Genomic DNA, 25428 nt, shown 5'->3' on the forward strand with positions numbered 1-25428 from the left:
ACTCTGTCACATTTCGCGCGGTCGCCTAGTCCTATGGGCAGGAGGTGGTGTGCCGATGGTGACCCCCACGAGAGGACCGGCGGCGGCGCAGCGGGCCGCGGCAGGGGCGGCGCGCTGGGCCGACGACCGTTACCACCTGTCGAAGGGCCTCAAGCGCCAGTTCAACAAGGTGTTCCCGACGCACTGGTCGTTCCTGCTCGGCGAGATCGCGCTCTACTCGTTCCTGGTGGTGCTGCTGACCGGGGTGTACCTGACCCTGTTCTTCGACCCGTCCATGGAGGAGGTCGTCTACGACGGCAGCTTCCAGAACCTGCAGGGCGTCGAGATGACCAGGGCGTTCGCCAGCACGCTGCACATCTCGTTCGAGGTTCGCGGTGGGCTGCTGGTGCGGCAGATGCACCACTGGGGTGCGTTGATCTTCATCGCCGGGATGTTCGTGCACATGTGCCGGGTGTTCTTCACCGGCGCGTTCCGCCGCCCGAGGGAAGCGACCTGGGTGCTCGGCGCGCTGCTGCTGATCCTCGGGATGTTCGAGGGGCTGTTCGGCTACTCGCTGCCGGACGACCTGTTGTCCGGCACGGGAATCCGGGCGACGCTGTCGGGCATCATCCTGTCCGTGCCGGTGATCGGCACCTGGATCCACTGGGCGTTGTTCGGTTCGGAGTTCCCCGGAACGGAGATCATCCCCCGGCTGTACTCCCTGCACATCCTGATCATTCCGGCGATCATGCTCGCGCTGGTCGGGGCGCACGTGGGGATCGTCTGGTACCAGAAGCACACCCAGTTCCCCGGTCCGCGGCGCAAGGAGACCAACGTCGTCGGGGTGCGGATCATGCCGAAGTTCGCGGTGAAGGCGCTGGCGTTCTTCGCCGTGGTCACCGGGGTGGTGACCCTGATGGCGGGGCTGTTCCAGATCAACCCGGTGTGGAACCTCGGTCCGTACAGTCCGGCCCAGGTGTCGGCCGGTTCGCAGCCGGACTGGTACCTCGCGTGGGCCGACGGCATCCTGCGCATCTGGCCTGCGTGGGAGCTGTACCTGGGCGACTACACCGTTCCGCCGGTGTTCTTCGCCGGGGCGATCGGTCTGGCGCTGTTGTTCACGTTGCTGATCGTCTATCCGTGGATCGAACGGAAGCTGTCCGGCGACACCGCGCACCACAACCTGGTGCAACGGCCGAGGGACACGCCGGTGCGGACCTCGATCGGCGTGATGGCGCTGACGTTGTTCGGGGTGCTGGAGGCGTCGGGATTCAACGACATCATCGCGCTGACGTTCGACATCTCGCTGAACGTCACGGTGTGGGCCGGGCGGATCGCGGTGCTGATCCTGCCGCCGCTGGCGTACTTCCTCACCTACCGGATCTGCCTCGGCCTGCAACGGGCCGACCGCGAGGTGCTGGAACACGGCGTGGAGACCGGGATCATCACCCGCACGCCGTCCGGTGGTTACCTGGAGATCCACCAGCCGCTGAACGGTACGGCGCTGGAGTACCAGGGCGCGCCGGTGCCGAAGAAGATGAACAAGCTGGGTGCCGCGGGCACGGCCGTGCCGGGCAGCCTCTGGACGCCCGACCCGCCGGAGGAGGTGGAGGCGCTGCGGCGGTCGTCGCGCTGAGCACGAGCGTGGTCGGCTGCCGGGTTGTCTCGAACGTGGCGATCCCGGCTACGGAGCGTGCGATTTCGCCCGAAATCCCACACCTGCGACGCGCGCGCCGATCCCCGCCTCAGCAGTCACACGAGTCCCGTCGGTCCCACGCGCCACTTCCGTAAGGTAGCAAGGGAGGTTTACTACCCTAAGACGAGAGCAAACCTCCCTTGCTCGCGGGTTCACCCGGGCGGTGGCGAGGGGTGCCCGGGGGAGTGGCGGAGGTTACGGTCCGTCGCGGAGGGGTTTGCGGGAGAGCAGGTGGAACACGCGGCTCAGGCGGCGGTAGGGGTCCCGTCTGCTGGCCTCCAGCTCTACCTCCGCCACCCGTTCGGCTTCGGCCAGGTCCAGCTGGGTGCCGCCGAACTCGTGCCAGTCGGCGAACAGCCACACCCCGTACCAGCGCAGCGGTTCGACGCCGTGGCCGCGCACGAGGTCGCTGATCTCCTCCACCGTGTCGGCCCGGCCCCGCACGCCCAGCACGCCGATCCCGGTGCGGGTGTCGAACGCCGCCAGGGCGTCGTCCCAGCGGCGTTCCATGGCGGGCTGGACCGCCATCGCGTGCGCGTTGCCGGTCATGATCGAGACGATGCCGCCGTCGGCGGCACACTGACACAGCTGGCCGATCATCGGCTCCGGCGCCTCCAGGTAGCCGAGCACGCCGTGACACAGCACGGCGTCGAACCGCCTGCCCTCGACGGCCGCCACGGCGTTCTCACCGTCCGCCCGCAGCAGGGTCACCCGCTGCCGGGCCGGGTCGTCCAGCAGCCGCTGCCGCGCCTTGTCCAGCATCGCGGGCGACGGATCGAGCAGCGTCACCTCGTAGCCTGCCCGTGCCAGCGGGAACGACTGGTGGCCGGCGCCGCCGCCGACGTCCAGGACGGTCGCGGGTGGCGGCGGCAGGTGTTCCAGCAGGTGCTGGTGCATCACGTAGGTGCGCACGTAGCCCTTGACCGTGGCGTAGGCCTCGTCGACGAAGAGGTCGGCCAGACCGGCCCAGGCGTCATCGCTCACCCACCCACGGTAGCCCCATTAAACTGCCGCCGTGATCATCGCTCGGCGATTCGGCAGCGGTGTCTGGTATGCGCCGATCGCACTGCTGCTCTTCGCCGGATCGCTCGTGCCCGCACTGCACAGTCACGGGACGCAGCTCGGCGGCATGCCGGCGCGTCCGTTCGACGCGCTGGCCGTCGTGGCGGTCGCGCTCCAGTGCGCCCCGCTCGTCGTGTGCAGACGGTGGCCGGTGATCAGCCTCGCGCTGGTGTCGATCGGGTTCGCCGTCGACCAGCTTCGTGGCTACCACTCGTTCGCAGGCACCGCGCTGCCGATCGCGCTGGCGACCGCCGGGTTCGCGCTGGAACGGCGGCGGCTGCTCACCGCCGTCACGTTCTCCGTGGCCTACGTGCCGCTGGCCGTCGTGCTCGGCCACTTCGGGTCCGGTGAGTCCGTCAGCGGGTTCGTGACGTTCTACCTCGCGCTGGTCCTCGCGTGGTGCGTCGGAACCTGGCTGCGCTCGACCCGGATCGCCGAGGCCGAACGCCGCCGCCGCGTCGCCGAGGAGACCCGGACCGCCGAGCGCACCCGCATCGCCCGCGAACTCCACGACGTCGTGACCCACCACGTGACGGCGATGGTCGTGCAGGCGGAAGCCGCGCGGTACCTGACGGGCGACCGCCTCGACCAGAGCCTGGCCGCCGTCGGCGACACCGGCAGGCTGGCACTCACCGACTTGCGGCAGCTGCTGGACGTGCTCAACCCCGGCCACGGCACGTTACGCACGCTCGTCGAACAGACCCGCCGCGCCGGCCAGCCCGTGGAGTTCACCGAACGGGGCACACCGGCGGAACCGGCCGGTGCCGCGGGCCCGGTGGCGTACCGGGTGGTGCAGGAGGCACTGACGAACGCCCTCAAGTACGCCCACGGCCGCCCCACCTCGGTCCAGGTGCACCACGGCGAACGGGACATCACCGTGGAGGTCGGCACGGACGGTGCCGGTTCGGCGTCGCCGGGCGGGAGCGGGCGCGGCCTCGACGGCCTGCGCGAGCGGGTCGGTGACCTCGGCGGCGACTTCAGCGCGGGCCGCCGCGACGGCGGCTTCTACGTGCGTGCCCGCATCCCGGCGGGAAGCACGTCGTGATCCGGGTTCTGGTCTGCGACGACCAGGTGCTGATCCGCACCGGCCTGGTCACGATCGTCGACGCCCAGCCCGACATGGAGGTCGTCGGCGAGTGCGGGGACGGCCGGACGGCGGTCGACCTCGCGCACCGCCTCGAACCGGACGTCGTCGTGATGGACGTGCGCATGCCGGAACTCGACGGCATCGAGGCGACCCGCCTGCTGGCCGGTGCCGGGGTGGCCAGGCCGGCCAAGGTGCTGGTGGTGACCACCTTCAACCTCGACGAGTACGTCTACCAGGCACTGCGGGCCGGAGCGAGCGGGTTCCTGCTCAAGGACGCGCCGCCCGGCCAGCTGCTGCACGGGATCCGGACCGTGGCGACCGGCGCCGCGCTGCTCGACCCCGAGGTGACCCGCAGGCTCGTCGGCGCCTACGCCACCCGGATCCGGCCTGCCGACGGCGACCCGGCGGACGTCCCGCTGACGCCCCGCGAACTGGAGGTCCTGCGGCTCATCGCCGACGGCCTGTCCAACAGCGAGATCGCGGCAGCGCTGGTGATCAGCCAGGAGACCGTCAAGACCTTCGTCTCCCGCATCCTCGCCAAGCTCGGGCTGCGTGACCGGGTACAGGCCGTGGTCTACGCGTTCCGGCACGGACTGTCCGCTTAGGACTGATCGGCGACCCGCCGGATCGCCGCGACGGCGAGGTCGGGCTCGTCGACGTAGATGTAGTGCCCGCTGTTCGCGGCCGTGCTCAGGTTGCTGCGGCTGGACAGCCCGCGCCACTTCTCCTGCCCCTCGGACCACGCCCGCTCCAGCGCCGGTCCATACTCGGGAACCACGCCCAGGTGCGGTTTCCCGTGCTGGATCACCTCCACCGGGATGTCACCGGCGGGCCGGACATCCCCGTCCGGCGCCGCGAGCCTCTCCGGGTTCTCGCCGCGGAGGACCGCGACGGTCTGCGCCTTCAGCTCGGCGCCCAAGCCGGTGGCTGACGCGGGGATCGTCTTGTCCAGGTCGGCACCCTGGGTCGGTGACGTGGCGTCCAACAGGACCAGCCCCGCGACCCGGTCCTGATGATCGGGCGCGTACCGGCCCGCGATCAGCCCGCCCAGCGAGTGCCCGGCCAGCACGACCGGGGTGTCGGCGGCGATCTGGTCGAGCACGCCGGTCAGGATCCGCCCGGTGCTGTCGAACGTCTGCGGCTCGCCGGGCTGGTCGCTGGCACCCGCGCCGAGCCGGTCGTAGGAGCAGACCCGCTCGGTCGCGCTCAGCGTCTGCTGGATGCCAGCCAGCTTGTCCAGGCTGTCGCCGCCGCCATGCAGCAGGACGATGACCGGCCGGTCCTCCACCGGACTGCCCGAGCAGGACACGTTCACCGACTTGCCCTCCACGGTGAGCTTCCTGGTGCCGGTGAACGCCTCGGCCTCGTCGCAGCCGGCGAGCCCGACGCCGGCCACGACGCAGCTCAGTGCGATCGCGGATGCCTTGACAGTACGGAGCACAGTGCCCTCCAGGTAACGGGATTCGACGCGCCGGACGCTACGGATCCGGAGGGCCGAAGTCGTCACCACGCGGTGGACACCCGCGGGTAGCTCGCACGGGGGACAGCGCCGGTCAGCGGCCGGTGGAGCCGTCGATCAGTTCGCGGAGGATGTCCGCGTGACCCGCGTGGCGGCCGGTCTCCTCGATCAGGTGAGTCAGTGCCCAGCGGACGCTGGGGGCGCGGCCGGGCCGGACGGGTGCGCCGAGGTCCGGGCAGCCGTCGAGCACGTCGTTCGCCCGCTCGACGGCCTCCCGGTAGCGGGCCACGACGTCGGCCACGCTGTCCGCCGCGTCCGCCCGGAACGTGGCCTGCCAGTCGCCGACCTCCTCGCCGAGGAACATCGCGCGCTCGACGAAGGTCAGGTGGTTGAGCAGGCCGAGCAGGTTCGTGCCGGAGGGGACCGCGGCCGAGCGCACGGACGGTTCGGGCGCGCCGTCGACCTTCGCGGCGACCGACGTCCGGAGGTAGTCGAGGAAGCCACGCAGGACCTCGGCCTCGCTGTTTCCGGTCCGGGGTGGCGGGGCGTCGCGGCGGTGGTTGCGGCGGACGAGCAGGACGTGGTCGGTGACCTCGGCGGTCTGCCCGCCGGGACCGGTCGCCGTCCGGCGCGGCGAGTCGGCACGCACGATCGTCCACTTCGCGGGGTCCAGGCCGAGGTCCCCGGCGATCTCCCGCGGGCCCGGGAAACGGGCCTCCTGGTTCCACGACCACGGCGCGGCCGAGCCGTGGTCGACGATCAGCAGCCGCCCGCCCGGACGCAGTGCGCGTGCTGCCGAGCGCAGGACGGCCGTCCTGTCCAGTTCCAGCGGCGTGTGCAGGTAGTGCGCGCAGATCAGGTCGAACCGGCCGCGCGGGAACGACTCCCGCAGGTCGTGCCGCTCGACGGTGAGCCGGTCACCGGCGAGTCCGGCGAGCCGGTCGACCGCGACGGCGGAGACGTCGACGGCGGTGACCCGCCATCCCCGCTCGGCCAGCCACAGCGCGTCGCCGCCCGCACCACAGCCGAGGTCGAGCGCGTCACCGGGCGGCAGGCCGGTGACCACCTCGGTGAGGCGGGCGTTGGGCCGCGGGTCCTGGACGGTCCGCGCGGCGTGGACACCGTCCCAGAACGTGACGGCATCGGTGGTGTTCATCGGGGCTCCTTCGGTCGGCACGAGCCCAGTGTTGGCAGGCATCCGCCGAGCTGGCACGGAAACTTGCGGTTCTGGCAAGCTGGCCGTCGTGGACACCGATGACGAGGTACTCGACGCGGTAGGGGCACGGCTGCGCGCCCTGCGCCGCGACCGCGGTATCACGCTCGCCGACCTCGCCGCGACGATCGGCGTTTCGGAGAGCACGCTGTCCCGCCTGGAGAGCGGGCAGCGCCGGGCCACCCTGGAACTGCTGCTGCCGCTGTCCCGGACCTACGACGTCCCGCTGGACGACCTCGTCGGCGCTCCACGCACCGGCGACCCGCGGATCCACCTCAAGCCGATCCACCGGTACGGCATGACGTTCGTGCCACTGTCCCGGCGGCCGGGTGGGGTACACGCGTTCAAGATGATCATCCCGGCACGCCCGGAACCACTCGAACCGACTCCGCAGACCCACGACGGGTTCGAATGGCTGTATGTCCTCAATGGACGGCTGCGGCTGATCGTCGGCGAGCGGGATCTGACGTTGCCGCCCGGGGAGGCGGCGGAGTTCGACACGTCCGTGCCGCACTGGCTGGGCAGCGCCGACGGCGGCGCGGTGGAGCTGCTGATCCTGTTCGGCACGCAGGGAGTGCGCGCACACGTCTAGGCATTCGCGCGGCGGAGGCGTTCGGCAGCCTGGTCCCGGAGCGTGTCGATGGACAGCGGGCGGCTGCCGTGCAGTGCCTCCCACCGGGCGTTGTGGGCAGCCGTCCACAGCCCGGCCGCCCACGCGACCTCGTGTTCCTCGGCGGTGAAGGCACGGCCGCGCAGTTCCTGGTAGGCGGTCAGGAACGCCGCCGAACTCTCGATCGGTGGCAGGCTCGGCGCACCGGTGTTGACGAACGTCTCGCTCGCGGCTCCCGCCAGTGCCGCTTCCGGCTGCCACCCCAGGCTGTCCCAGTCGTGCACCACCCGGATCCGGCCGCCGTGCCAGCGCAAATTCTGCGCTTCGTAGTCGGCGTGACCCAGCACGCACGGCAGCCGCGCGGCCAGCAGGCGGCGCCGGACCCGCACGGCGGTCTCCGTGACGTGCGCCGGCACGGCACTCTGGTCCCTCTCGTCGAGGAACCCGATCGCCGGCCACAGCCCGGGGTCCGCGTGGTCCCACCGTGCCCAGCGTGGATTCGGCAGCGGTGGCGGGACGGTCACGCCGGCCAGTTCGGCCATCAGCCGGGCGAACACCTCCGCGTAGCGGACGGCCACCTCCGGTGAGTCCCCGCGCAGCATGTCACCGCCGGGCAGGTGCTCCTCGGCGTGCACGGCCAGCGGACCGACGCCGGTCACCGGCGTGAGTGGCCGGGGGCAGGGGAATCCCCGCTCGGCGAGCTGGGCCTGGGCGGCGACACACGACCCGGCCCGCCCGTCGTCGGGACGCGCCTTGACCACGACCTCCGTGCCGTCACTCAGCCGCAGGCCGCACACGGCCGAGACCCCCTCCCGCCCGAACAACACGTCGGCGGGTGCGGCACCGAGGTGCTCGCGGCACCAGGACGGCAGCCAGTCCGGAAGTTCCTCGAAGGACATGGTGCCGACTGTGCCAGGCTCGCGGCCCGGGTCAACGGTAGGCGGCCGTGGCGATCCGGGCGAACGAGCGGATCAGCGGGTTCGCGTCACCGTCCTTCCACGCCGCCACCACCCGGCTCGGCGCCATGTCGGTCACCGGGACGGCGGTCAGGTTCTCCGGCAGGTCGTGCCCGAGCGGGGTCATCCCCACCGTGGCGTTCCAGAGCACGGCCTGCAGGCACTCCTGGACGACCCGCACCACCGGGCCCTCCCGTGGTTCGCCGCCGTTCCAGTACGCCTGCCAGACCGGGTCGGTCCCGCTCGGGAACTGGAACCAGCGGCGCCCGGCGAGGTCGGCCAGCGTCAGGCTGTCCCGGCCGGCCAGCGGGTCGTCCGTCCGCAGCACCGCGCCGACCGGGTCGGCGCGCAGGTGCCGCACCGTCAGGCCGGTCTCGTCGAACGGCGCGCGGGTCAGCGCGACGTCCACCAGCCCGGCACGCAGCCCGCAGGTGGGATCGGCCAGGTCGGCGTCGCGGATCCGGACGCCGACACCCGGATGCCTCGCGCGGTATGCGTTCGCCAGCCGGGTGGCGTGCGGATCGGTGCTGTCGCCGAGGATTCCGACGGTGAGGGTCGCGGTGCCTGCCACTCGTTCCCGGATCCGCTCGGCGTGGTCGAGCAGCACGCGGGCCTCGTCCAGCAGCACCGCCCCGGCCGGGGTCAGCGTGACGCCGGTGGGCGACCGGTCGAACAACGCCGCGCCGAGGTCGGCCTCCAGCCGCTGGATCGCCCTGCTCAGCGGTGGCTGGCTCATGTGCAGCCGGGCGGCGGCCCTGCCGACGTGCCGTTCCTCGGCGACGGCCACGAAGTACCGCAGCGTCCGTAGCTCCACACAGCCACGATACGTGCGCGTCAGGCCGCGACCGGACGCGTCACCGTGCCGCGGCCAGCCACCAGCCCGACGACGAGCTGACCGGCCGCCGTGACGCACATCAGGACGATCGGCGCCGTCCAGCCGGAACCGGCGGTGTGCAGCAGGCCGAACAGCACCGGCCCGGCGGCGGCCAGCAGGTAGCCGACCGACTGCGCCATCGCCGACAACGCACCGGCCGCGGCCGGGTCCGGGGCGCGCAGGCTGAGGAACGCCAGCGCGAGCACCAGGCAGGCACCGCCGCCCAGCCCGAGCACCACGCTCCACAGCAACGCCCATTCCGGCACCGCGAGCAGCCCGGCGTAGCCGGCGAGGACGACGGCCGAGCAGACGGTCGCCACCCCGCGCTGGTCGCGGGCCCGGCGCAGTGCGGGTGCCACCGCCAGGCTGGTCAGCACCGCGACCGCCTGGAACAGGAACAGCAGCCAGCCCGCCGCCGCGGCGCTCACCCCGCTGTCCTGGAACACCGTCGGCAGCCACGTCACGGCGACGTAGAAGCCCAGCGACTGCAGGCCCATGAACGCGGTGACCGCCCACGCCAGCCCGGAACCCCACGGCAGCCGGTGACCGCGCACGGTGCCCGGCGCCCGCGGTGCCCGCGACCGGGGCAGCCACAGCGCGACGGCCACCAGCGCGAGCACGATCCAGCACCCCAGCGCGGTGTGCCACCCGCCGGGTGCGACCTCGCTGACCGGCACCGCGACGCCGGAGGCCACCGCGGCGACGCCGCCCATCACGGTGGCGTACGCGCTGGTCAGCAGCCCGATCCTGGTGGGGAAGTCGCGTTTGATCAGGCTCGGCAGCAACACGTTGCCGACGGCGATGCCCGCCCCGATCAACACGGTTCCGGCGAACAACGCCACCCACCGCAGCCCGATCCCGAGCGTCAGCACCACGAGCGCCGCCGTGAGCAGCCGTTCCGGTCCCCAGCGCGCCGCCAGCCACGGAACCGCAGGCGACACGACCGCGAACGCCAGCAATGGCAGCGTGTTCAGCAGGCCGGCCACGGCCGGGGTCAGGCCCAGCTCGGCCTGTACCCGGTCCAGCACCGGCCCGACGCCGGTGAGGGCGGGGCGCAGGTTCGCCGCCACCACCAGCAGTGCCCACACCAGCAGTACCCGGCCGGAACGCCGCCTGTTCTCCATGCGCACCACGATCGGGCGCGGCCGGGGCGGCAACCAGGCCGTGCCCAGGCTGGCCCTCGCACGGCCACCCTCGGTACCGGATGGAGTCCTAGACTGATCGCGTGGGCAAGCCGCTGGGGGACTTCATCCGCGCCAAGCGGGACAGTCTCCAGCCGGAGTCGCTGGGGCTGCCGGACCGCGGCCGCCGCCGCTCGCCCGGCCTGCGCAGGGTGGATCTCGCCACCCGGGCCGGCATCAGCGTGGAGTACCTGACCCGCATCGAGCAGGGCAGGGACCGCAATCCGTCGGCGGCGGTCGTCAACGCGCTGGCCGACGCGCTCAGCCTCGATCCCGCCGAACGCAACCACCTGCGTTACCTGGTGAAGATCACCAGCGACCAGTGCCCGGCCCGGATCCGCCCCGTGCCACCGGACCGCCGGGTGCGGCAGTCCGTCCTGGACACCCTGCGGCTCCTCGAACCGGGCATCGCCGTCGTGACCAACCGGCTCGGTGACGTCCTCGCCCGCACCAGCGGCTACGAGTCGATCATCAGCGGCACCGGCCTGCTCGACGCCGACCCGCCGAACCTCACCCGCTACGTCTTCACCGACCCCCGGGCACGGACGTTCTTCGCCGACTGGGACGACGTCGCCGACGAGCAGGCCTTCGACCTGTGGCTGGCGCCGTCCGTCGAGAACTCCGAGTGGCTCATCTCCGAACTCACCCCGGTCGCCGGTCCCGGCTTCAGCAGCCGCCTCAACCGCCACGCGGTGCCGCGGCGTGGGCCGCTCCGGCTCGATCACCCGGCGGGGCACCGGCTGGAACTGCGCCGGGAGACGCTCGAACTTCCCGCCGACGCCCAGCAGCTCGTCGTCTTCCACCCCGTGGACGAGCGGACGGCGCGGGCCGTCGACCGGCTTCGCCTGCCACTCCGGTCGATTTCCTAGGCGCCCGCGACGATCAGGCGGAACCCGGCGTCCCACTCGTCGAGGCCGAGCAGGTCGCGGTGACGTTCGTGCCAGCGGCCGGAGTCGAGGTCGTCGCGCAGCGCTCGCAGGCCCCGGTCGACGGCGGCGGGATCGGTCTGCGCGAGTGCCGAGCAGCCGCGGCGCACCCGTGGGTCGAGGTAGGCGGCCGGGCGCCGCCAGTAGGCGGGGAACACGCCGTCGGTGAAGTCCCAGGGCAGTGGCAGGGGAACGATGCGGTCGGCGGCCAGCTCGTCGGCGATGTCGGGTGCCGACGGCCTGCCGAGTTCGAGGTCGGCGATCTCGGGTACGTACTCGCGGACGAACCAGAACTCGGTGTGCCGCCGGGTGTCGTAGGCCAGCACGACCTGACGCGGAGCCACCCGGCGCAGCTCCGCGAGCCCGCGCCGCCAGTCGGTCCAGTGGTGGACGGTGAGCACGGCCAGCACGGCGTCCGCCGCGTGGTCGCGGACCGGCAGGGCCTCGGCGACCGCACGGACGGCTGGGCCCGCGTGACGCGGCCGCTGCCGGATCATCTCGCCGGAGGGCTCGACGGCGAGCACCGTCCGGCCGTCCGGCTCGTAGGAACCCGTGCCGGCGCCGACGTCGATGACCGAACGAGCCTCTCCGAGTGCGGCGGCGATGGCGGTCATCCACCGGGGATCGGTGCGCCTGCCCAGCGAGTAGCCGGTGCCGATCTCGTCGTACAGCTCGGTTCTGGCCATCGGCCGCAACGATAGCGCCCCGGCCCGGCAAGTACGCTGCGAAGAATGAGCCAGCGCCGATCGCCGGGCCGGCCGCGAACCAAACCCGCGGAGGAACGGCGTGCGGACCCGCTCGACGCCGCCGAGCGGGTCTAACAGCCTGACTGAGGCTCATTCAATAAATGTGCCGTGAAGGGGGCCCTCACGGCGTCTCATGCCGTGAGGGCCCCCTTCACGGCACCGGCGTGTGCCCGCCTGGCGCCCGGCTTACTGGCAGGCTTCGCAGTCCGGGTCGTCGATGTTGCAGGCCGCGCCGTCGGTGAGCTCGAAGTCGAAGTCGTCGAGCGCCGGCACGGCCAGCGTGGACGTTTCCTGCGGGGTGGCGGACATGGTCTCTCCTCCGGGTTGGGCGGCTTCTACCTGTCTGTAGCGCTGAAGATCAGCCCGCATTCCGTGACCCGCGTCACCCGGTCGCTCAGAACCTGCCGCAGTTGCCGCTGCCCGCCTGGCCGTTGAACACGGTCGTCAGCCACGCGGCCGCCTCACCGGCCGCGCTCTGCATGCCCAGCGCGTGCGAGAGGATCGGCGAGAACGACACGAGGTCCTTCCACTGGACGTTGGCGCCCTTGGCGCACCAGTCCTTGGCCATCTGCTTGCCGACCGCGACCGGGATGACGTCGTCCAGCGGACTGTGCTGGACCATGGTCGGCATCGCCGGTTTGATGGTGCCGATCCGGTTCTCCGCGACGATGGCGTCGAACGGCGGCTGGGCGAGGAAGGACGCCACCGGCTGGCCGTTCTTGGTCAGCGTCCTGCTCTGCTTGTACATGAACTGGAAGACCGCGGGCAGCGTGCAGGTCTGCTTGGCCTGCTGGAACAGCTGCACACCCGCCGGGTTGGCCAGGTCCATCAGCTTCGCCTCGGGGTAGGCCTGGTTGATGCCGATCAGCGCGTAACCGAGGAACGCCACGTACATACCGCCGTCCAGCGACTTGGCCAGCACGGCCTTGTCCGCGGGCGGCGCGCCGGAGTAGACGCCCTTGACCTTCAGCTCCGGCGCGTAGGTCGCGGCGAGTTCGGCCGCCGCGGCGGCAGCGCTGCCGCCTTCGGAGTAGCCCGCGATACCGACCGGTCCGTTCGCGGGCAGTCCGGTGCCGGGAAGCCGTTGCGCCGCTCGGATCACGTCGAGCACCGTGTGTGCCTCGGACAGCCGCATCACGTACGGGTGGTCACCGCTGCCCTCGACCCACGGTCCGATGTAGTCGGTCTGCGCCACCGCGAATCCCTTTCCCAGCAACGCGTTGACGAAGGTCGCCTGGAAACCGGACACCATGTCCCTGGCACCTTCGCCCGCCAGGGTCTTCGACGGCGCGCACTGGGCGCCCATGCCGAACGTGAACGGCGCGTAGGCCACGATCGGCCGCTCACCGGGGCCGGTCCACGGATTGGACGGCACCAGGACCGTGCCGCTGACGGCGACCGGCTTGTTCTTGTTGTCCCTGGACAAATACTGGATCCGCGTCGACTTGGCGCCGGGATAGTTCGACGGCTGGGATTTGATCACGTCCCCGTTCTGGCCTGCGGGCAACGTCGCCGGAGCGGTGTAGACCGAGGTGGTGTCGGCGGTCGCCGGCGCGATCGACAACGCGGCGGCGACCAGGGTTACGGTGGCGATCAGCCCGCGGCGGCGGGAAATGGACATGCGGCACTCCACATTGAGTCGGAACGTGACTGACGAGGCGCCTGCTGCCAAGGATGGAAACCGATCCATCGCACAGCGTCAATTCACGAAAACCGAGTGGTCACCGAACTTGTCAGCCTGCCACGAGCGGGACGTCACGAATTACGCGTCGCCGATGAACTCGACCTCCGGGCAGGCGGGGTGCGGACCGTCGAACAACCGGGTGGGCCGGTCGCGCAGATGCAGGTCGAAGAACGCCCGCAGGTACGTCCGGGTGGCCGTGACGACCCTGCCCGGCGCCGTGCGCCCCAGTTGCGTGGTGAGGTAGGCGTCCGCCGTCTGCCCGGGTTCGAGCCGGACGGCGCCCGCGGCGAGCAGCGCGGGCAGCAGCGGTTCGTAGTCGGCGAAGGAAATGTGGTGGGAACCAGCGACCCGGAGGTCGCGTTTCCAGGCGCGGTGGTGTTTCCAGAACGAGGCGATCGACGGATCGGCGAGGTGGGTCGGGTTGGCCTGTTCGCTGCAGTACAACAGGACCGGCCGGTCCAGGCCGTGCCGCGCCACCGGTGGCAGCACCTTGCCGTGCAGGTCGTAGGCCAGCCCGCTGTCGACCACGGCTCCGGCGCGGATCCGGTCGTCGTGGTACATCGCCTCCGCGGTGGTCGCGCCGCCACCGGAGTGGCCGAACATCCCGATCCGGGACAGGTCGAGCGACCGGCCCAGCCCCGCCGGCAGGGGCCCGTCGCCGCAGCCGCGGCCGTCCGCGAGCCAGTCCAGCCGGTCCAGCACCGTGCGCACGTCGGCCACCCTGGCGGCGATCGTGGACCGGTTGAACTCGGTGACGGTCTCCACGGTGGGCACCGGAACCGTCCGGGGGACGACCCGCCCGCCGGGGAAGTCGACGGCGGTCTCGCGGGTGTGGTCGACGGTCACGACGACGTAGCCGTGGCTGGCCAGATCCTCGACCAGCATCGTGTTCAGCTCGCGGGGCGCGAGATGTCCCGGTGAGAACAGCAGCACCGGCCTGCGTTTCGCGGGCAGCAGCCGTGCGCCGTCCCGTCCGCGGATGTCGACGGTTCCCAGCCCCGCGGGCACCTGCGCCCAGTCGGCGAGGTTGCCGGACACGGTCGCCGTCGCGGCGGGCCCGAGGTACCGGGCCGGTTCGCCGCCGCCGTCGGCCGGATACCAGAAGCTGACCATCAGCTCCCGGTACGGCACGTCGGCATCCCACGGGTCGGTCCGGGACCAGTCCACCACACGCACCGCCGCGCGGCCCACGCCGTGCGGACCCGTCGGCCGGGGCAGGGCGACCCGCGTGGCGGCGTGCGCCGGCGCAGCCCCCAGCGCCTGGATTCCAGCTGCCGCGAACAGACCGAAGGCTGTGCGCCGTGTGAGGTTCACCGACATCCCGGTTTCCTTTCCGAAAGCCCGCCGTCCTCAGCATGGGCATGCGCGGGGCCTTCGGCCTCCCTCCCGAGCGGGGGCCAGCTCCCTCGCCAGCGGGACATCTGATGAATAGTGCACGTTTGTCGTATTGACTGAGCACATGCGGGCGAAGCAGCATCAATAGGTCGGATGACTGTCAACGGAGGGTGCACGCCCATGCGACCCAGACGAACGCTCGTCCTGCTGGCCACCGGCACCCTGCTCGCCGCCGCGATCCCGGCCGCCAACGCGGACGACCGCCCGGCGGCCACCGCGGCACCGGCCGCGGTCATCGTGCCGCTCGACGGTTACTTCGACAACGACGGCATCGACTCGGCATCGGCACGGGACGGCAACTTCGACGGCTCGGGTAACACCTTCCCCGCCGAGGGACTGCCCAGCGGCCGGACGTCGGTCGACGGCATCGACTTCACCTTCCCGTCCGGTGCGGCCGGTGTGAAGAACAACGTCGTGGCACTCGGCCAGCGGATCGAGCTCAGGCCGGGCCGGTACCACTCGGCGCACTTCCTGGTCGCCAGCAGCTACGGCGCCGCGTCCGGTCCGGCGACCGTGCACTACGCCGACGGCGGCACGACCACCGCGACGTTGTCCGGCCCGGACTGGTACGGCGGGTCCGGCGCGATCACCGCGCCGTTCCGGTACACGCCCGGCGGGACCGACCAGCACGCGGTCTCGATCTCGGCTGCCCAGGTGTGGATCGACGCAGGCCGGGACGCCGTCGCCGTCACCCTGCCGACGACGAAGCCCGCGCAGCCGAACCAGTCGAGCCTGCACGTGTTCGCGTTGAGTGCGCAGCCCGCGGGCGCGGGCAAGACGTTGGCGTTGCGTGGATCGCGGTCCACCACGAAGTCGCTGCCCGGTGGTGTCCAGGCTGTCGAGGCCACCGTGACCAATCTCGGCACCGAGTGGATCACCGAGCGGGACGGGATCACCGTGCGGGCCGAGGTGGCCGGTGCGCGGACCGTCCGGCCCGCGTTGGTCCGCAGGCTCGGCCCGGGCGAACAGGCCAGGGTCCGCATCGGCATCGTGCGCACCACGGCGCCGGCGAACACCGTCGTGGACGGCACGGTGGTGGCCCAGGGCAGGCGGTTGCGGGCCGAGCAGCCGGTCCGGTTCACCCTCGGCGTCCCCGACTACCAGCCGACCGACGCGTCGTTGGGCACCCACGAGTCGCCGTACTGGTTCGACGACGCCAAGTTCGGCATCTTCATCCACTGGGGCCTCTACTCGGTGCCCGCCTGGTCGCCGCCGGGCGAGCAGTACGCCGAGTGGTACTGGCGCTGGATGGAGGACAGGAACAACCCGGTGTACGCCCACCACGCGAAGACCTACGGCGAGAACTTCAGCTACGACCGGTTCATTCCCGGGTTCACCGCGGACAGGTACGACCCCCGGGCGTGGGCTGAACTGATCCAGGCAGCCGGAGCGAAGTACTACGTGCTGACCTCCAAGCACCACGAGGGATTCGCGCTCTACGACTCCAAGGTGTCCGGCCGCGACTCGGTCGACCTGGGTCCGCGCCGCGACCTGGTGAAGGAACTGTTCGACGCGTCCCGCCGGTACACCCCGGAGCTGCGCAACGGCCTCTACTTCTCGATGCCCGAGTGGTACAACCCGGACAATCCCTGGATGGGGCACGGTCCACGCAACCCGTACACCGGCGCCGACGAGCCGTACACCGGTTACCAGGCTGGCAAGGACTACGTGCGTGACTACCAGGGCCCGCAGATGCGGGAGATCGTGCGGCAGTACGACCCGGACGTGATCTGGTGCGACATCGGCGGGGTCAACGACAGCCGCTCGGTGCTCGCCGAGTACTTCAACCGTGCCAAGAACCGTCCCGATCCCAAGGACGTGACGGTCGACGACCGCTGCGGCATCCCCACCCACGACTTCACCACGCCCGAGTACACGACGTATCCGGACACCGTGGTGAAGAAGTGGGAGACCAGCCGCGGCCTGGATCCGCGGTCCTACGGCTACAACCGGGCGACGCCGGACCACATGTACATGACCGCCGACGAGGTCGTCGACACGCTGGTGGACACCAACAGCAAGAACGGCAACTTCCTGCTGGACATCGGACCGCGTGCGGACGGCTCGATCCCGGAGATCATGCAGACCCGGCTGCGGGAGGCGGGCGAGTGGCTGCGGGTGAACGGCGAGTCGATCCACGGGACGACCTACTGGGCACGCATGGCACAGCAGGGCCCGCTGCGGTTCTCGGTGAAGCAGAACGAGGCCTTCTACATCACCTCGCTGGAGCCGCCGGGCAGCCAGATCGTGGTGGACGCGCCGGTGCCCATCCGCGACGGCGACCGGATCACCATGCTCGGCTTCCCCGGTCACAGTCTGAAGTGGACGAAGCAGGGCGGCAAGCTGATGATCGACGTGCCCGACGCCGCGCGAGCGGCGGGGAAGTGGGCGTGGACGTTCCGGATCGGCTGAGTTGGTCTCGGTTTCGTTTTTTCCCGGACCGGGCGGCGTCCTGACCGCTACCGTGTGGCCCCGTGACGACGTTTCTGGCGACCATTCCCAGTCCACCGCGGGGCGTGTGGGAACTCGGCCCCATCCCGGTTCGCGCCTACGCGGTGTTCGTCGTCCTCGGGATCGTCGTCGCCATCTGGTGGGGCCAGAAGCGCCTCATGGCCAGGGGCGGGGCCGCCGGGACGGTGGCCGACGTCGCCGTGTTCGCCGTGCCGTTCGGCGTGATCGGCGGCCGGATCTACCACGTGATCACCGACTACCACCAGTATTTCGGGGAAGGCAAGGACCCGGTCCGCGCGCTGTACATCTGGGAGGGCGGCCTCGGCATCTGGGGTGCGATCGCCCTCGGCGCGGTCGGAGCGTGGCTGGGCTGCAGGCGCAAGGGGGTGCCGCTGCCGGTGTTCGCCGACGCGGTCGCGCCGGGCATCGCGGTCGGGCACGCCATCGCCCGGCTCGGCAACTACTTCAACCAGGAGCTGTACGGCGCGCACACCACGCTCCCGTGGGGCCTGGAGATCTACCACCGCGTCAACGCCAACGGCGAGCCCGACCAGCTCAACGGCATCTCCAACGGTATCCCGCTCGCGGAGAGCCCGGTACATCCGACGTTCCTCTACGAACTGCTCTGGAATCTGGGTGTCGCCGCGGTGGTGGTGTATGTGGACCGCAAACGCCGCCTCGGTCACGGCCGGGCGTTCGCCCTGTACGTCGCGGCGTACACGCTCGGGCGGACCTGGATCGAGCTGATGCGTACCGACCCGGCGACGCCGGTGTTCGGAGTCCGGGTGAACGTCTGGGTCTCGATCCTGCTGTTCCTCGGCGCGCTGACCTACTTCTTCCTGGCTCGCCGGAGAGGTCCACGGGAAGTGCTCGAACCCCGGGCCGGGAAGCCGGAGCCCACCGTCACCCCGTGACACTGCCGTGAAGGGGGCCCTCACGGCATGAGACGCCGTGAGGGCCCCCTTCACGGCAAGGCCCGGTCCGGCCCGGCGGTCAGGAGTCCTGGCCGAACAGGCCGGCGAAGCGCCGCAGGTACAGCGGCCAGCCGCCGTCGCTGCCGACGCCGCCCGCGACGGCCTCCCAGCCGTCGCCGTGCCGCTCGATGTGCCGGTGCTCCAGCTCCAGCCGGGTACGCCGCGGCGTCTCGGCGACGAACCGCACCTCGACCTCGCTGGTCCGGTCCGGATCGGACTCGATCTGCCACCGCGGGTCGAGGTTCCAGCTGAACACGACCCGGTTCGGCGGCTCGTAGGCCAGTACCCGCGCCCAGCGGCACTCGCTGCCGTCGACCGCGCGGTCGTAGATGTGCCCGCCCACCCGGCGTTCGAACACCGTTTCCGCCAGCTCGACACCGAGAATGTTGTGCTCCGGCGGCTTGAAGTCGCCGAACCTCTCGGTGAACACGCGGAACGCGTCCTCAATGGACGCCTCCACGACGATCTGCGTACGGACCGTTTCCTGTCCAGTTTGTGCGGCCATCGATTCTCCTGCGTCGTCCTGCTCGGCGGATCGCTTGTACGCCGCCAAAGTTCTCGTCCAGAAGCTGTCGAGCTGTGCCCGGAACGCGGCCAGCCCGTCGGGATCCACCCGGTAGATTCGCCGGTTGCCCACCGGCTGGTCGGCGACCAATCCGGCGTCCTTGAGCACCTTCAGGTGCTGTGAGACGGCCGGCCGGCTGACCGGCAACGTCGCCGCCAGTTCACCGACCGTCTGCGCCCGCGCCGCGACGCGCTCGAAGATCACGCGCCGGGTGCGGTCGCCGAGCACGCCCCACCCGTCAACATCGTAAGTTTCCACTAACCGTTAGTCTGAACTTACCAAGGCTCGGTGTCAATCCGTTGACCGGAATAGGGAGCTGCGATAGTCGTTGACGATCTACTGATCGTCGAAGAAGCAGGTGGAGGATGCGCCGGATGCTCGTCGGGTTGCTGGCCGTGGCCGGTGTCCTCGCCTTCACGCCGGTCGCCGGTGCCGGCTCGTCGTGGGTCCAGGTCGGCGCGGACATCAGGTCCGGCGTCAGCGGTGTCGCCGTCGTCGAGCGGTCCGACCGGCGGATCGACGCGCTGGTCGTGCGGGACAACAAGAAGCCGGGGGAGAACCGGATCGCCCGGCTGACCTGGCGGCCCGGCCGGGCTCCGGCGGTCGAACCGCTGGCGTGGCGTGGCGAGCTGCCGGTCGACCTGGAGTCCATCGACCCGGTGCCGGGCCGCCCGGGTGAGTACGTCACGCTGGCCAGCGGTGGCAAGGGGTTCCACATCAAGCTCGAGTCCGGCGCGGTGTCGGTGCTGGGCACCTTCACGCTGCCCGCCGGGCAGCCGGGAGACGACTACGAGTCCTTCGCGCTCGTCGCGCAGCGGGACCGGACGGTCGCGCTGTGGGCCGACCGCGGCCAGGACGCTCGCCCGAGCACGCTGTACAGCGCGGAGTTCGACGTCGACGACCTGACGTTCGGCCCAGCCCGGTCGGTGACGTTCCGCGCGCCGTCCCCGGCCACGCACGTCCGGCACATCTCGGACCTGGACGTCACCGCGAACGGACGGCTCGTCGTGTCCTCGGCCTCCGATCCCGGTGACGACGGCCCGTTCGCCTCGGCGGTGCACGTGATCGGCCAGCTCGCCGACGGCCCCGAGGTCACCCTGCTGGACAAGCCGCGCACCATGGCCACCTACCCCGGTCGCAAGATCGAGGCGCTCACGTTGCTCGGCCGGTCCGGCGACTCCATGCTGCTGGGCACCGATGACGAGAACCTCGGCGGCTGGGTCCGGCTGTCCTAGCTCCTCAGCTCGGGGAACTGGTCGTCGCGCCACTCGGTCCGCGCGACCGCGCCGGCCTCCTCACGTTCGCGGCGGCGTAGCTCCACCCGGCGGATCTTCCCGGAGATCGTCTTCGGCAGGTCGCCGAACTCCAGCCTGCGGATCCGCAGGTAGGGGGCCAGGTTCGTGCGGGCGTGCCGGAGGATGGCCAGCGCGGTGTCCCGGTCCGGCTCCCACCCGGCCGACAGCGTGACGTAGGCCTTCGGCACGGCCAGCCGCACGGGGTCCGGCTGGGGCACGACGGCGGCCTCGGTGACGGCCGGGTGTTCCAGCAGCACGCTTTCCAGCTCGAACGGCGAGACCTTGTAGTCCGATGCCTTGAACACGTCGTCGGTGCGGCCGACGTAGAACAGGTAGCCGTCCTCGTCGCGGGTCGCGGTGTCCCCGGTGTGGTAGAAGCCGCCCTCGGTGACCTCGGCCGTCTTCTCCGGCATGTCGAGGTAGCCCACCATGAGGCTGACCGGGCGCCGGGACAGGTCGATGCAGATCTCGCCCTCGGTGTCGGAGACCTCGCCGGTCACCTCGTCGACCAGCACCACCGGAACGCCGGGCAACGGCCGTCCCATCGACCCCGGCTTGACCACCGACCCCGGCGTGTTGCCGACCGACGCGGTGGTCTCGGTCTGGCCGAACCCGTCCCGCAGGGTCAGGCCCCAGGCCGCCCGGACCTGTTCGATGATCTCCGGGTTGAGCGGTTCCCCGGCGGCGACGACCTCCCGCAGGGTGCCGGGCCCGCCGGAGAGGTCCGCCTTGATCAGCATCCGCCAGACCGTCGGCGGCGCGCAGAACGTCGTGACGCCCTTCTCCCGGAGCTGGCCGAGCAGCGTCGCGGCGTCGAACCGGCCGTAGTTGTGGACGAAGATCGTCGCGCCGGCGATCCACGGGGCGAACAGGCAGCTCCACGCGTGCTTGGCCCAGCCGGGCGAGCTGATGTTGAGGTGCACGTCGCCGGGGCGGATGCCCAGCCAGTACATGGTGGTCAGGTGCCCGACCGGGTAGGACGCCTGCGTGTGCTCGACCAGCTTCGGCAGGCTGGTCGTGCCGGAGGTGAAGTACAGCAGCAGCCGGTCGTCCGCGGTCGTGCCGGGATGCTCGACGGGTGCGTCGTCCGCGGAGTGCGAGTCGGCGAAGTTCAGCCATCCGGACACCGGCTCGCCGACGGCGATCGGGGTGCGGTCGCCGGCCAGCCCGTCGAACTTGTGCGCGCAGGCCGAGTCGACGATGAGGTGCCGGGCCTCGCCGCGGTCGAGCCTGCCGGGCAGGTCGACGGCGCCCAGCGCGGTGGTCGTCGGCATGATCACCGCGCCGAGCTTCATCACCGCGAGCATCGACTCCCACAGCTCGACCCGGTTGCCCAGCATGATCAGGACGCTGTCGCCCCTGCGCACCCCGTGCCCGGCGAGCCAGCGGGCGACCTGGTTGGAGCGCCGCCGCATGGTGTCGTAGCTCCACGACGCCTCGGAGCCGTCCTCCTCGACGATGTGCAGCGCCGTCTGCTGTTCACCGTCGGCGATGACGTCGAACCAGTCGTGTGCCCACTGGAACGGGCCGTCGAGGACGGGCCAGGTGAAGTCCGCGACGGCCTTCTCGTGGTCGCCGTGCAGGGCGACGAGACGGTCCCGGGACTCGCGGTAGATCTCGTGGTTGGTCGGCATCACGGTCCTTCCGGGCGGGGTGGTCAGGCGGCGGTGGGCTCGCCGTGCCGGGGCTGTTCGTGTTCGAGGGCTCGGTCGCGGGTCTCGGCCAGCGCGGAAACGCAGACCAGTGACAGCACGCCGGTCAGCGAGAGCATGACGCCGATGGCGATGCTGCCGAACGACGCGGCGAGCCCGGGGGCGACCAGCGGCGGGATCGCACCGCCGAGTACGCCGGCGAGGTTGTAGCCCAGCCCGGCGCCGGTGTAGCGGTGCCGCGCGGTGAACAGTTCGGGCAGGAACGAACCGGCCGGGCCGTAGGACACTGCGAAGATCACCAGCGTGCCGGACAGCCCGACGGCGAATGCGGTGGCGCTGCCGGTGTCCAGCAGCGGGAACAGCACCAGTGCCCACACGATGCCCGCCACGCAGGAGACGCGGATGACGTTGCGGCGCCCGAACCGGTCCGACAGCATCCCGGCGGCCATGGTGGTGAGTCCGAACAGGACCGCGGCACCGATACCGATGCCCAGCACGACCGGGCGGGACAGCCCGGCGCCGTTCGGGTTGGTGCCGTAGCTGGTCAGGTAGGCGGTTCCCATGTAGAAGAACGCGAACAGCATGGTCAGCGCACCGGCGGAGAGCAGCACCTCGCGCGGCTGGGCGCGGATCGCCTCCAGGAACGGCATCCGCCTGGCCCGGTCGAGCGAGTTCGCCTCGGCCCGCGCCCGGGTCTGCGCCTCGCGGAACGCCGGGGTCTCCTCGATGCTCATCCGGACGTAGAGCCCCACCAGGATCAGCACGATCGAGAACAGGAACGGGATCCGCCAGCCGTAGGACAGGAACGCCTCGTCGGTGTCGCCCATGATCAGGCCGGTCGCCAGGAACGTGCCGCTGGACAGGGCGAACGCGATCGCCGGGCCGATCTGGGGGAAGACGCCGTAGAACCCGCGCCGGTGTTTCGGCGCGTACTCCGCGGTCAGCAGCGTCGCCCCTGCCCACTCGCCGCCGACGGCGAAGCCCTGCGCGAAACGCAGCACGACCAGGGCGATCGGCGCGGCGACGCCGATCGTCTCCGCCTCGGGTAGCAGGCCGATGAGGACGGTCGCGACACCCATCAGCAGCAGGGTCGAGATCAGCGTGCGTTTGCGGCCGATCCGGTCACCGAAGTGACCGAACACGATGGCGCCGACCGGGCGGGCGACGAACGCCACCGCGAACGTGGCGAACGAGGCCACCGTGCCGGCCGTGGAACCCAGTGCCGGGAAGAAGACCTTGGGGAACACCAGCGCGGCGGCGGTGCCGTAGATGAAGAAATCGTAGAATTCGATGGTCGTGCCGGCACAGCTGGCTGCCGCGACCCGCCACAGCGGGACGGGCGGGGTGGCACTGTGTTGCGAACTGGACATCGAGGCTCCTCGTTGAGCTCGGACCTGCCGTTCTTCGCACCAGGTGGGACGCTGGCGAGGGCGTATCATCCGAATCGTCCGGCTGGCCCCGCTACCCCCGGAAAGGGGTAGCCCCGGCCGGGGCGGGCGGGTTTGCTGCCAGCGACGCCCACCGACGAGCGCAGGAGGTCACCGTGTCCACAGTGCTGCGGCCGGCCGACGGGGAGCTCTACCGGCGTGCGCTGCGCGGGATCCGCCACCGCACCGGAGTGCCCCTTGCCTTCGCCGGTCAGCTCCACGACCAGCGGCTCGTCCTTTCCGAGTTCCTCGGCGCGCGGACGACCGGGCTGCGTGACCTGCACGTCGAGCCGGGCAAGGGCGTCGGCGGGACGGTGCTGGAACGCGGCCGCCCGTGTGGCGTCTCGGACTACCGGGCCGCCCGCTCGATCACCCACGACTACGACGACCCGGTGCTGGGCGAGGGCATCCACGCGACGATCGCCGTCCCGGTCGCGACGCACGGCCGGGTCCGTGGCGTGCTGTACGCCGCCGTCCGCTCGGATCTGCCGCTGGGCACCCGTGCCGTCGACGCGCTCGTCGGCATCGCCGGTGAGGTCGCCCGCGAGCTGCTGGTCCGCGACGAGGTGGACCAGCGGCTGAAGCTGCTCACGGCGGCCGCCGCGGAACCCGGCCCGGCCGGCCGGGAGCAGCTCCGCGAACTGCACGCCGAGCTGCGTGGCATCGCCGCGGACGTCCCGCCCGGACCGCTGCACGACCGGCTCCGCCGCGCGTGTGACCGGATCAGCGCGCTCGGCGGCCCGCCGCCCGATCCGGCCCCGGTGACGTTGTCGCCCAGGGAGATCGACGTGCTGAGCCAGATCGCGCTCGGCTGCAGCAACGCCGAGGCGGCCACCCGGCTCGCCGTCCGGCCGGAGACGGTGAAGGCGTACCTGCGCAGCGCCATGAGCAAACTCGCCGTCCACAACCGGTACCGGGCCGTGCTGGCCGCCCGCAGGCTCGGGCTGCTGCCCTGACGGGTTGACGCGTAAGCAGTTCCTTACGTATTTTGGCTGTGTGCCCACCGCCACGGACGTCTACCAGGCCATCGCCGACCCCACCCGCCGGACCATCCTCGACCTGCTGGCCGAGGGGGACCGGTCGGCCGGAACTCTCGCCGAGTCGTTCCGGATGAGCAGGCCGGCGGTCTCCCAGCACCTCAAGGTGCTCAGGGAGGCCGGCCTGGTGTCCGAGCAGCGCTCCGGCAGGCAGCGGATCTACCACCTCGAGCCCGACGGGCTCGCCGAGGTCGCCCGCTGGCTGAGCTACTACCAGCGGTTCTGGCACGCCAGGTTCGCCGCACTCGGCGAATACCTCGACGCCCAGGAGACAGACGAATGAGCCGTACCACGACCGCCATCCACAACGAGACGTTCTTCCCGCATCCCGTCCAGAAGGTATGGCGCGCGATCACCGACCCGGACGCGATCGCGAAATGGTTGATGCCCAACGATTTCAAGCCGGAGATCGGTCACCGGTTCACCTTCCGGACCGACCCGATCCCACCCGACTTCGACGGGGTCACCCACTGCGAGGTGATCGAACTCGACGAGCCGAACGTGCTCGCCTACACCTTCCGCGGCGGCCCCGGCCTGGACACCGTGATGCGGTTCCGGCTCCAGGCCACCGAACGCGGCGGTGTCGCGGGAACGCTGCTCATCGGCGAGCACTCCGGCTTCGACCTGACCAACCCCGCCCAGCTGGAGGGCTTCCGGCAGATGGCGGGCGGCTGGGGAGGCCACATGGTCGTCGCGCTCGGCGAGGTGCTCGACCAGCTGGCCTGACCGCTCCGTCCCCGGACTTTGCCGTGAAGGGGGCCTTCACGGCGTCTCATGCCGTGAGTGCCCCCTTCACGGCATGCTTGCCGCGGTCGCGGCCTCACCAGTCACATCCGGCCCAACAGACGCAGCCGTCACCACGAAAGAGATCCAGCAAAGTTCCCCAATGTGGCATTGGGGAACTTGAACTCCCCCAATGCCACATTGGGGATTTTTCATCCTGATTGTGCTGGTCAGTGCGGTGACATTCGCGGTAACCGTTGCGCGGGAACGGGGTGGAGGGGTGTCAGCGGTGCTCGCTGGAACGAGGTGGAGCCCTCAGATGTTGATCAAGATGTGACCCAAGATCAGCACTCTGAGGGCTCCGGCCCCACTGTCTACCAGAGCGCCCTGCCGGTATCGAAGTCCACCATCGAGTTTGTCACCGGTCTGATCAGGC

General features: G+C 71.0%; 24 protein-coding genes and 1 pseudogene. 11 read left to right on the plus strand and 14 right to left on the minus strand.

The annotated features are described in order from the left end of the window. Positions 1–55: 55 nt before the first annotated feature. Positions 56–1615 (plus strand): cytochrome bc1 complex cytochrome b subunit, encoded by a 1560-nt coding sequence (gene qcrB, locus EWH70_RS31075; protein ID WP_130479159.1) that lies wholly within the window; start codon positions 56–58, stop codon positions 1613–1615. 255 nt (positions 1616–1870) lie between these two features. Here qcrB and EWH70_RS31080 read toward each other — a convergent pair whose 3' ends face one another. Beyond that, complete coding sequence (locus EWH70_RS31080) at positions 1871–2659, minus strand: methyltransferase (RefSeq protein ID WP_130479130.1); 789 nt, start codon at positions 2657–2659, stop codon at positions 1871–1873. Positions 2660–2690: 31 nt separating this feature from the next. Here EWH70_RS31080 and EWH70_RS31085 point away from each other — a divergent pair, with 31 nt between their 5' ends. Together EWH70_RS31085 and EWH70_RS31090 are read left to right on the plus strand one after the other, a co-directional pair. Further along, complete coding sequence (locus tag EWH70_RS31085; RefSeq protein WP_130479131.1) at positions 2691–3782, plus strand: sensor histidine kinase; 1092 nt, start codon at positions 2691–2693, stop codon at positions 3780–3782. Next, entirely contained in the window at positions 3779–4429 is a 651-nt protein-coding gene (locus EWH70_RS31090) for a response regulator (protein ID WP_130479132.1), read from the plus strand. Before EWH70_RS31085 ends, EWH70_RS31090 begins: the two co-directional genes overlap by 4 nt. Here EWH70_RS31090 and EWH70_RS31095 read toward each other — a convergent pair. The 3 genes and pseudogenes from EWH70_RS31095 to EWH70_RS36380 all read right to left on the minus strand — a co-directional run. Then, the gene (locus tag EWH70_RS31095; protein ID WP_205669335.1) at positions 4426–5265 is read right to left on the minus strand and encodes an alpha/beta fold hydrolase; all 840 of its coding nucleotides are present in this window, start codon (positions 5263–5265) and stop codon (positions 4426–4428) included. The genes EWH70_RS31090 and EWH70_RS31095 overlap by 4 nt on opposite strands. 112 nt (positions 5266–5377) lie before the next feature. Beyond that, a complete protein-coding gene (locus tag EWH70_RS36375; protein ID WP_240687326.1) occupies positions 5378–5860 on the minus strand; it encodes a DinB family protein in 483 nt (160 codons plus the stop codon). Then, a pseudogene (locus EWH70_RS36380) lies at positions 5846–6439 on the minus strand (class I SAM-dependent methyltransferase); the annotation flags it as partial. The pseudogene EWH70_RS36380 and the gene EWH70_RS36375, both read right to left, overlap by 15 nt. An 88-nt stretch (positions 6440–6527) precedes the next feature. On the opposite strand from EWH70_RS36380, the gene EWH70_RS31105 reads away from it, so the two are divergent. Then, positions 6528–7088: a helix-turn-helix domain-containing protein gene (locus EWH70_RS31105; protein WP_130479134.1), complete on the plus strand. Its 561-nt coding sequence runs from the start codon at positions 6528–6530 to the stop codon at positions 7086–7088. Here the strand turns inward: EWH70_RS31105 and EWH70_RS31110 are convergent. The 3 genes from EWH70_RS31110 to EWH70_RS31120 are packed head-to-tail and all read right to left on the minus strand — an operon-like array spanning position 7085 to position 10060. Next, positions 7085–8005: an aminoglycoside phosphotransferase/kinase family protein gene (locus EWH70_RS31110; protein ID WP_130479135.1), complete on the minus strand. Its 921-nt coding sequence runs from the start codon at positions 8003–8005 to the stop codon at positions 7085–7087. The two genes, EWH70_RS31105 and EWH70_RS31110, sit on opposite strands and share 4 nt — an antisense overlap. A 31-nt stretch (positions 8006–8036) precedes the next feature. Next, the gene (locus EWH70_RS31115; protein ID WP_130479136.1) at positions 8037–8876 is read right to left on the minus strand and encodes a LysR family transcriptional regulator; all 840 of its coding nucleotides are present in this window, start codon (positions 8874–8876) and stop codon (positions 8037–8039) included. A gap of 20 nt (positions 8877–8896) precedes the next feature. Next, positions 8897–10060 (minus strand): CynX/NimT family MFS transporter, encoded by a 1164-nt coding sequence (locus tag EWH70_RS31120; RefSeq protein ID WP_130479137.1) that lies wholly within the window; start codon positions 10058–10060, stop codon positions 8897–8899. 101 nt (positions 10061–10161) lie between these two features. Between EWH70_RS31120 and EWH70_RS31125 the strand changes: the two genes are divergently transcribed. Next, complete coding sequence (locus EWH70_RS31125) at positions 10162–10986, plus strand: helix-turn-helix domain-containing protein (RefSeq protein ID WP_130479138.1); 825 nt, start codon at positions 10162–10164, stop codon at positions 10984–10986. Here EWH70_RS31125 and EWH70_RS31130 read toward each other — a convergent pair. From EWH70_RS31130 to EWH70_RS31145, 4 genes are all read right to left on the minus strand, one after another. After that, entirely contained in the window at positions 10983–11729 is a 747-nt protein-coding gene (locus EWH70_RS31130; protein ID WP_130479139.1) for a class I SAM-dependent methyltransferase, read from the minus strand. The genes EWH70_RS31125 and EWH70_RS31130 overlap by 4 nt on opposite strands. Before the next feature lie 246 nt (positions 11730–11975). After that, the gene (locus EWH70_RS36535; RefSeq protein WP_276320591.1) at positions 11976–12098 is read right to left on the minus strand and encodes a hypothetical protein; all 123 of its coding nucleotides are present in this window, start codon (positions 12096–12098) and stop codon (positions 11976–11978) included. Positions 12099–12183: 85 nt separating this feature from the next. After that, positions 12184–13410, minus strand: a complete 1227-nt coding sequence (locus EWH70_RS31140) for a lipase family protein (protein WP_130479140.1) — start codon at positions 13408–13410, stop codon at positions 12184–12186. A gap of 141 nt (positions 13411–13551) precedes the next feature. Further along, positions 13552–14793, minus strand: a complete 1242-nt coding sequence (locus EWH70_RS31145) for an alpha/beta hydrolase family protein (protein ID WP_130479141.1) — start codon at positions 14791–14793, stop codon at positions 13552–13554. A 195-nt stretch (positions 14794–14988) separates the two neighbouring features. Between EWH70_RS31145 and EWH70_RS31150 the strand changes: the two genes are divergently transcribed. Both EWH70_RS31150 and lgt read left to right on the plus strand, forming a co-directional pair. Continuing rightward, on the plus strand, positions 14989–17280 hold the full coding sequence (locus tag EWH70_RS31150) for an alpha-L-fucosidase (protein WP_130479142.1): 2292 nt from the start codon (positions 14989–14991) through the stop codon (positions 17278–17280). 62 nt (positions 17281–17342) lie between these two features. After that, positions 17343–18233, plus strand: a complete 891-nt coding sequence (lgt, locus tag EWH70_RS31155) for a prolipoprotein diacylglyceryl transferase (protein ID WP_130479143.1) — start codon at positions 17343–17345, stop codon at positions 18231–18233. A 79-nt stretch (positions 18234–18312) separates the two neighbouring features. Here the strand turns inward: lgt and EWH70_RS36650 are convergent, their stop codons facing one another. After that, entirely contained in the window at positions 18313–19116 is an 804-nt protein-coding gene (locus EWH70_RS36650) for a metalloregulator ArsR/SmtB family transcription factor (RefSeq protein WP_130479144.1), read from the minus strand. Between the two features lie 107 nt (positions 19117–19223). Here EWH70_RS36650 and EWH70_RS31165 point away from each other — a divergent pair, with 107 nt between their 5' ends. Beyond that, entirely contained in the window at positions 19224–20093 is an 870-nt protein-coding gene (locus EWH70_RS31165) for a hypothetical protein (RefSeq protein ID WP_130479145.1), read from the plus strand. Here EWH70_RS31165 and EWH70_RS31170 read toward each other — a convergent pair. After that, positions 20090–21787 carry an AMP-binding protein gene (locus EWH70_RS31170; RefSeq protein ID WP_130479146.1) on the minus strand — a complete coding sequence of 566 codons (1698 nt, stop codon included), beginning with the start codon at positions 21785–21787 and terminating at the stop codon, positions 20090–20092. The two genes, EWH70_RS31165 and EWH70_RS31170, sit on opposite strands and share 4 nt — an antisense overlap. Before the next feature lie 23 nt (positions 21788–21810). Next, entirely contained in the window at positions 21811–23175 is a 1365-nt protein-coding gene (locus EWH70_RS31175) for an MFS transporter (protein WP_130479147.1), read from the minus strand. Between the two features lie 173 nt (positions 23176–23348). Here EWH70_RS31175 and EWH70_RS31180 point away from each other — a divergent pair, with 173 nt between their 5' ends. Genes EWH70_RS31180 through EWH70_RS31190 form a run of 3 tightly spaced genes read left to right on the plus strand, consistent with a single transcriptional unit; the run spans position 23349 to position 24995 of the window. Next, positions 23349–24188: a LuxR C-terminal-related transcriptional regulator gene (locus tag EWH70_RS31180; protein WP_240687323.1), complete on the plus strand. Its 840-nt coding sequence runs from the start codon at positions 23349–23351 to the stop codon at positions 24186–24188. Positions 24189–24228: 40 nt separating this feature from the next. Then, positions 24229–24552: an ArsR/SmtB family transcription factor gene (locus EWH70_RS31185; RefSeq protein ID WP_130479148.1), complete on the plus strand. Its 324-nt coding sequence runs from the start codon at positions 24229–24231 to the stop codon at positions 24550–24552. Next, a complete protein-coding gene (locus EWH70_RS31190; RefSeq protein WP_130479149.1) occupies positions 24549–24995 on the plus strand; it encodes an SRPBCC family protein in 447 nt (148 codons plus the stop codon). The genes EWH70_RS31185 and EWH70_RS31190 overlap by 4 nt, the downstream gene beginning before the upstream one ends. Positions 24996–25428: the final 433 nt, after the last annotated feature.

The sequence above is a fragment of the Amycolatopsis suaedae genome (assembly GCF_004214935.1).
Classification (GTDB): domain Bacteria; phylum Actinomycetota; class Actinomycetes; order Mycobacteriales; family Pseudonocardiaceae; genus Amycolatopsis; species Amycolatopsis suaedae.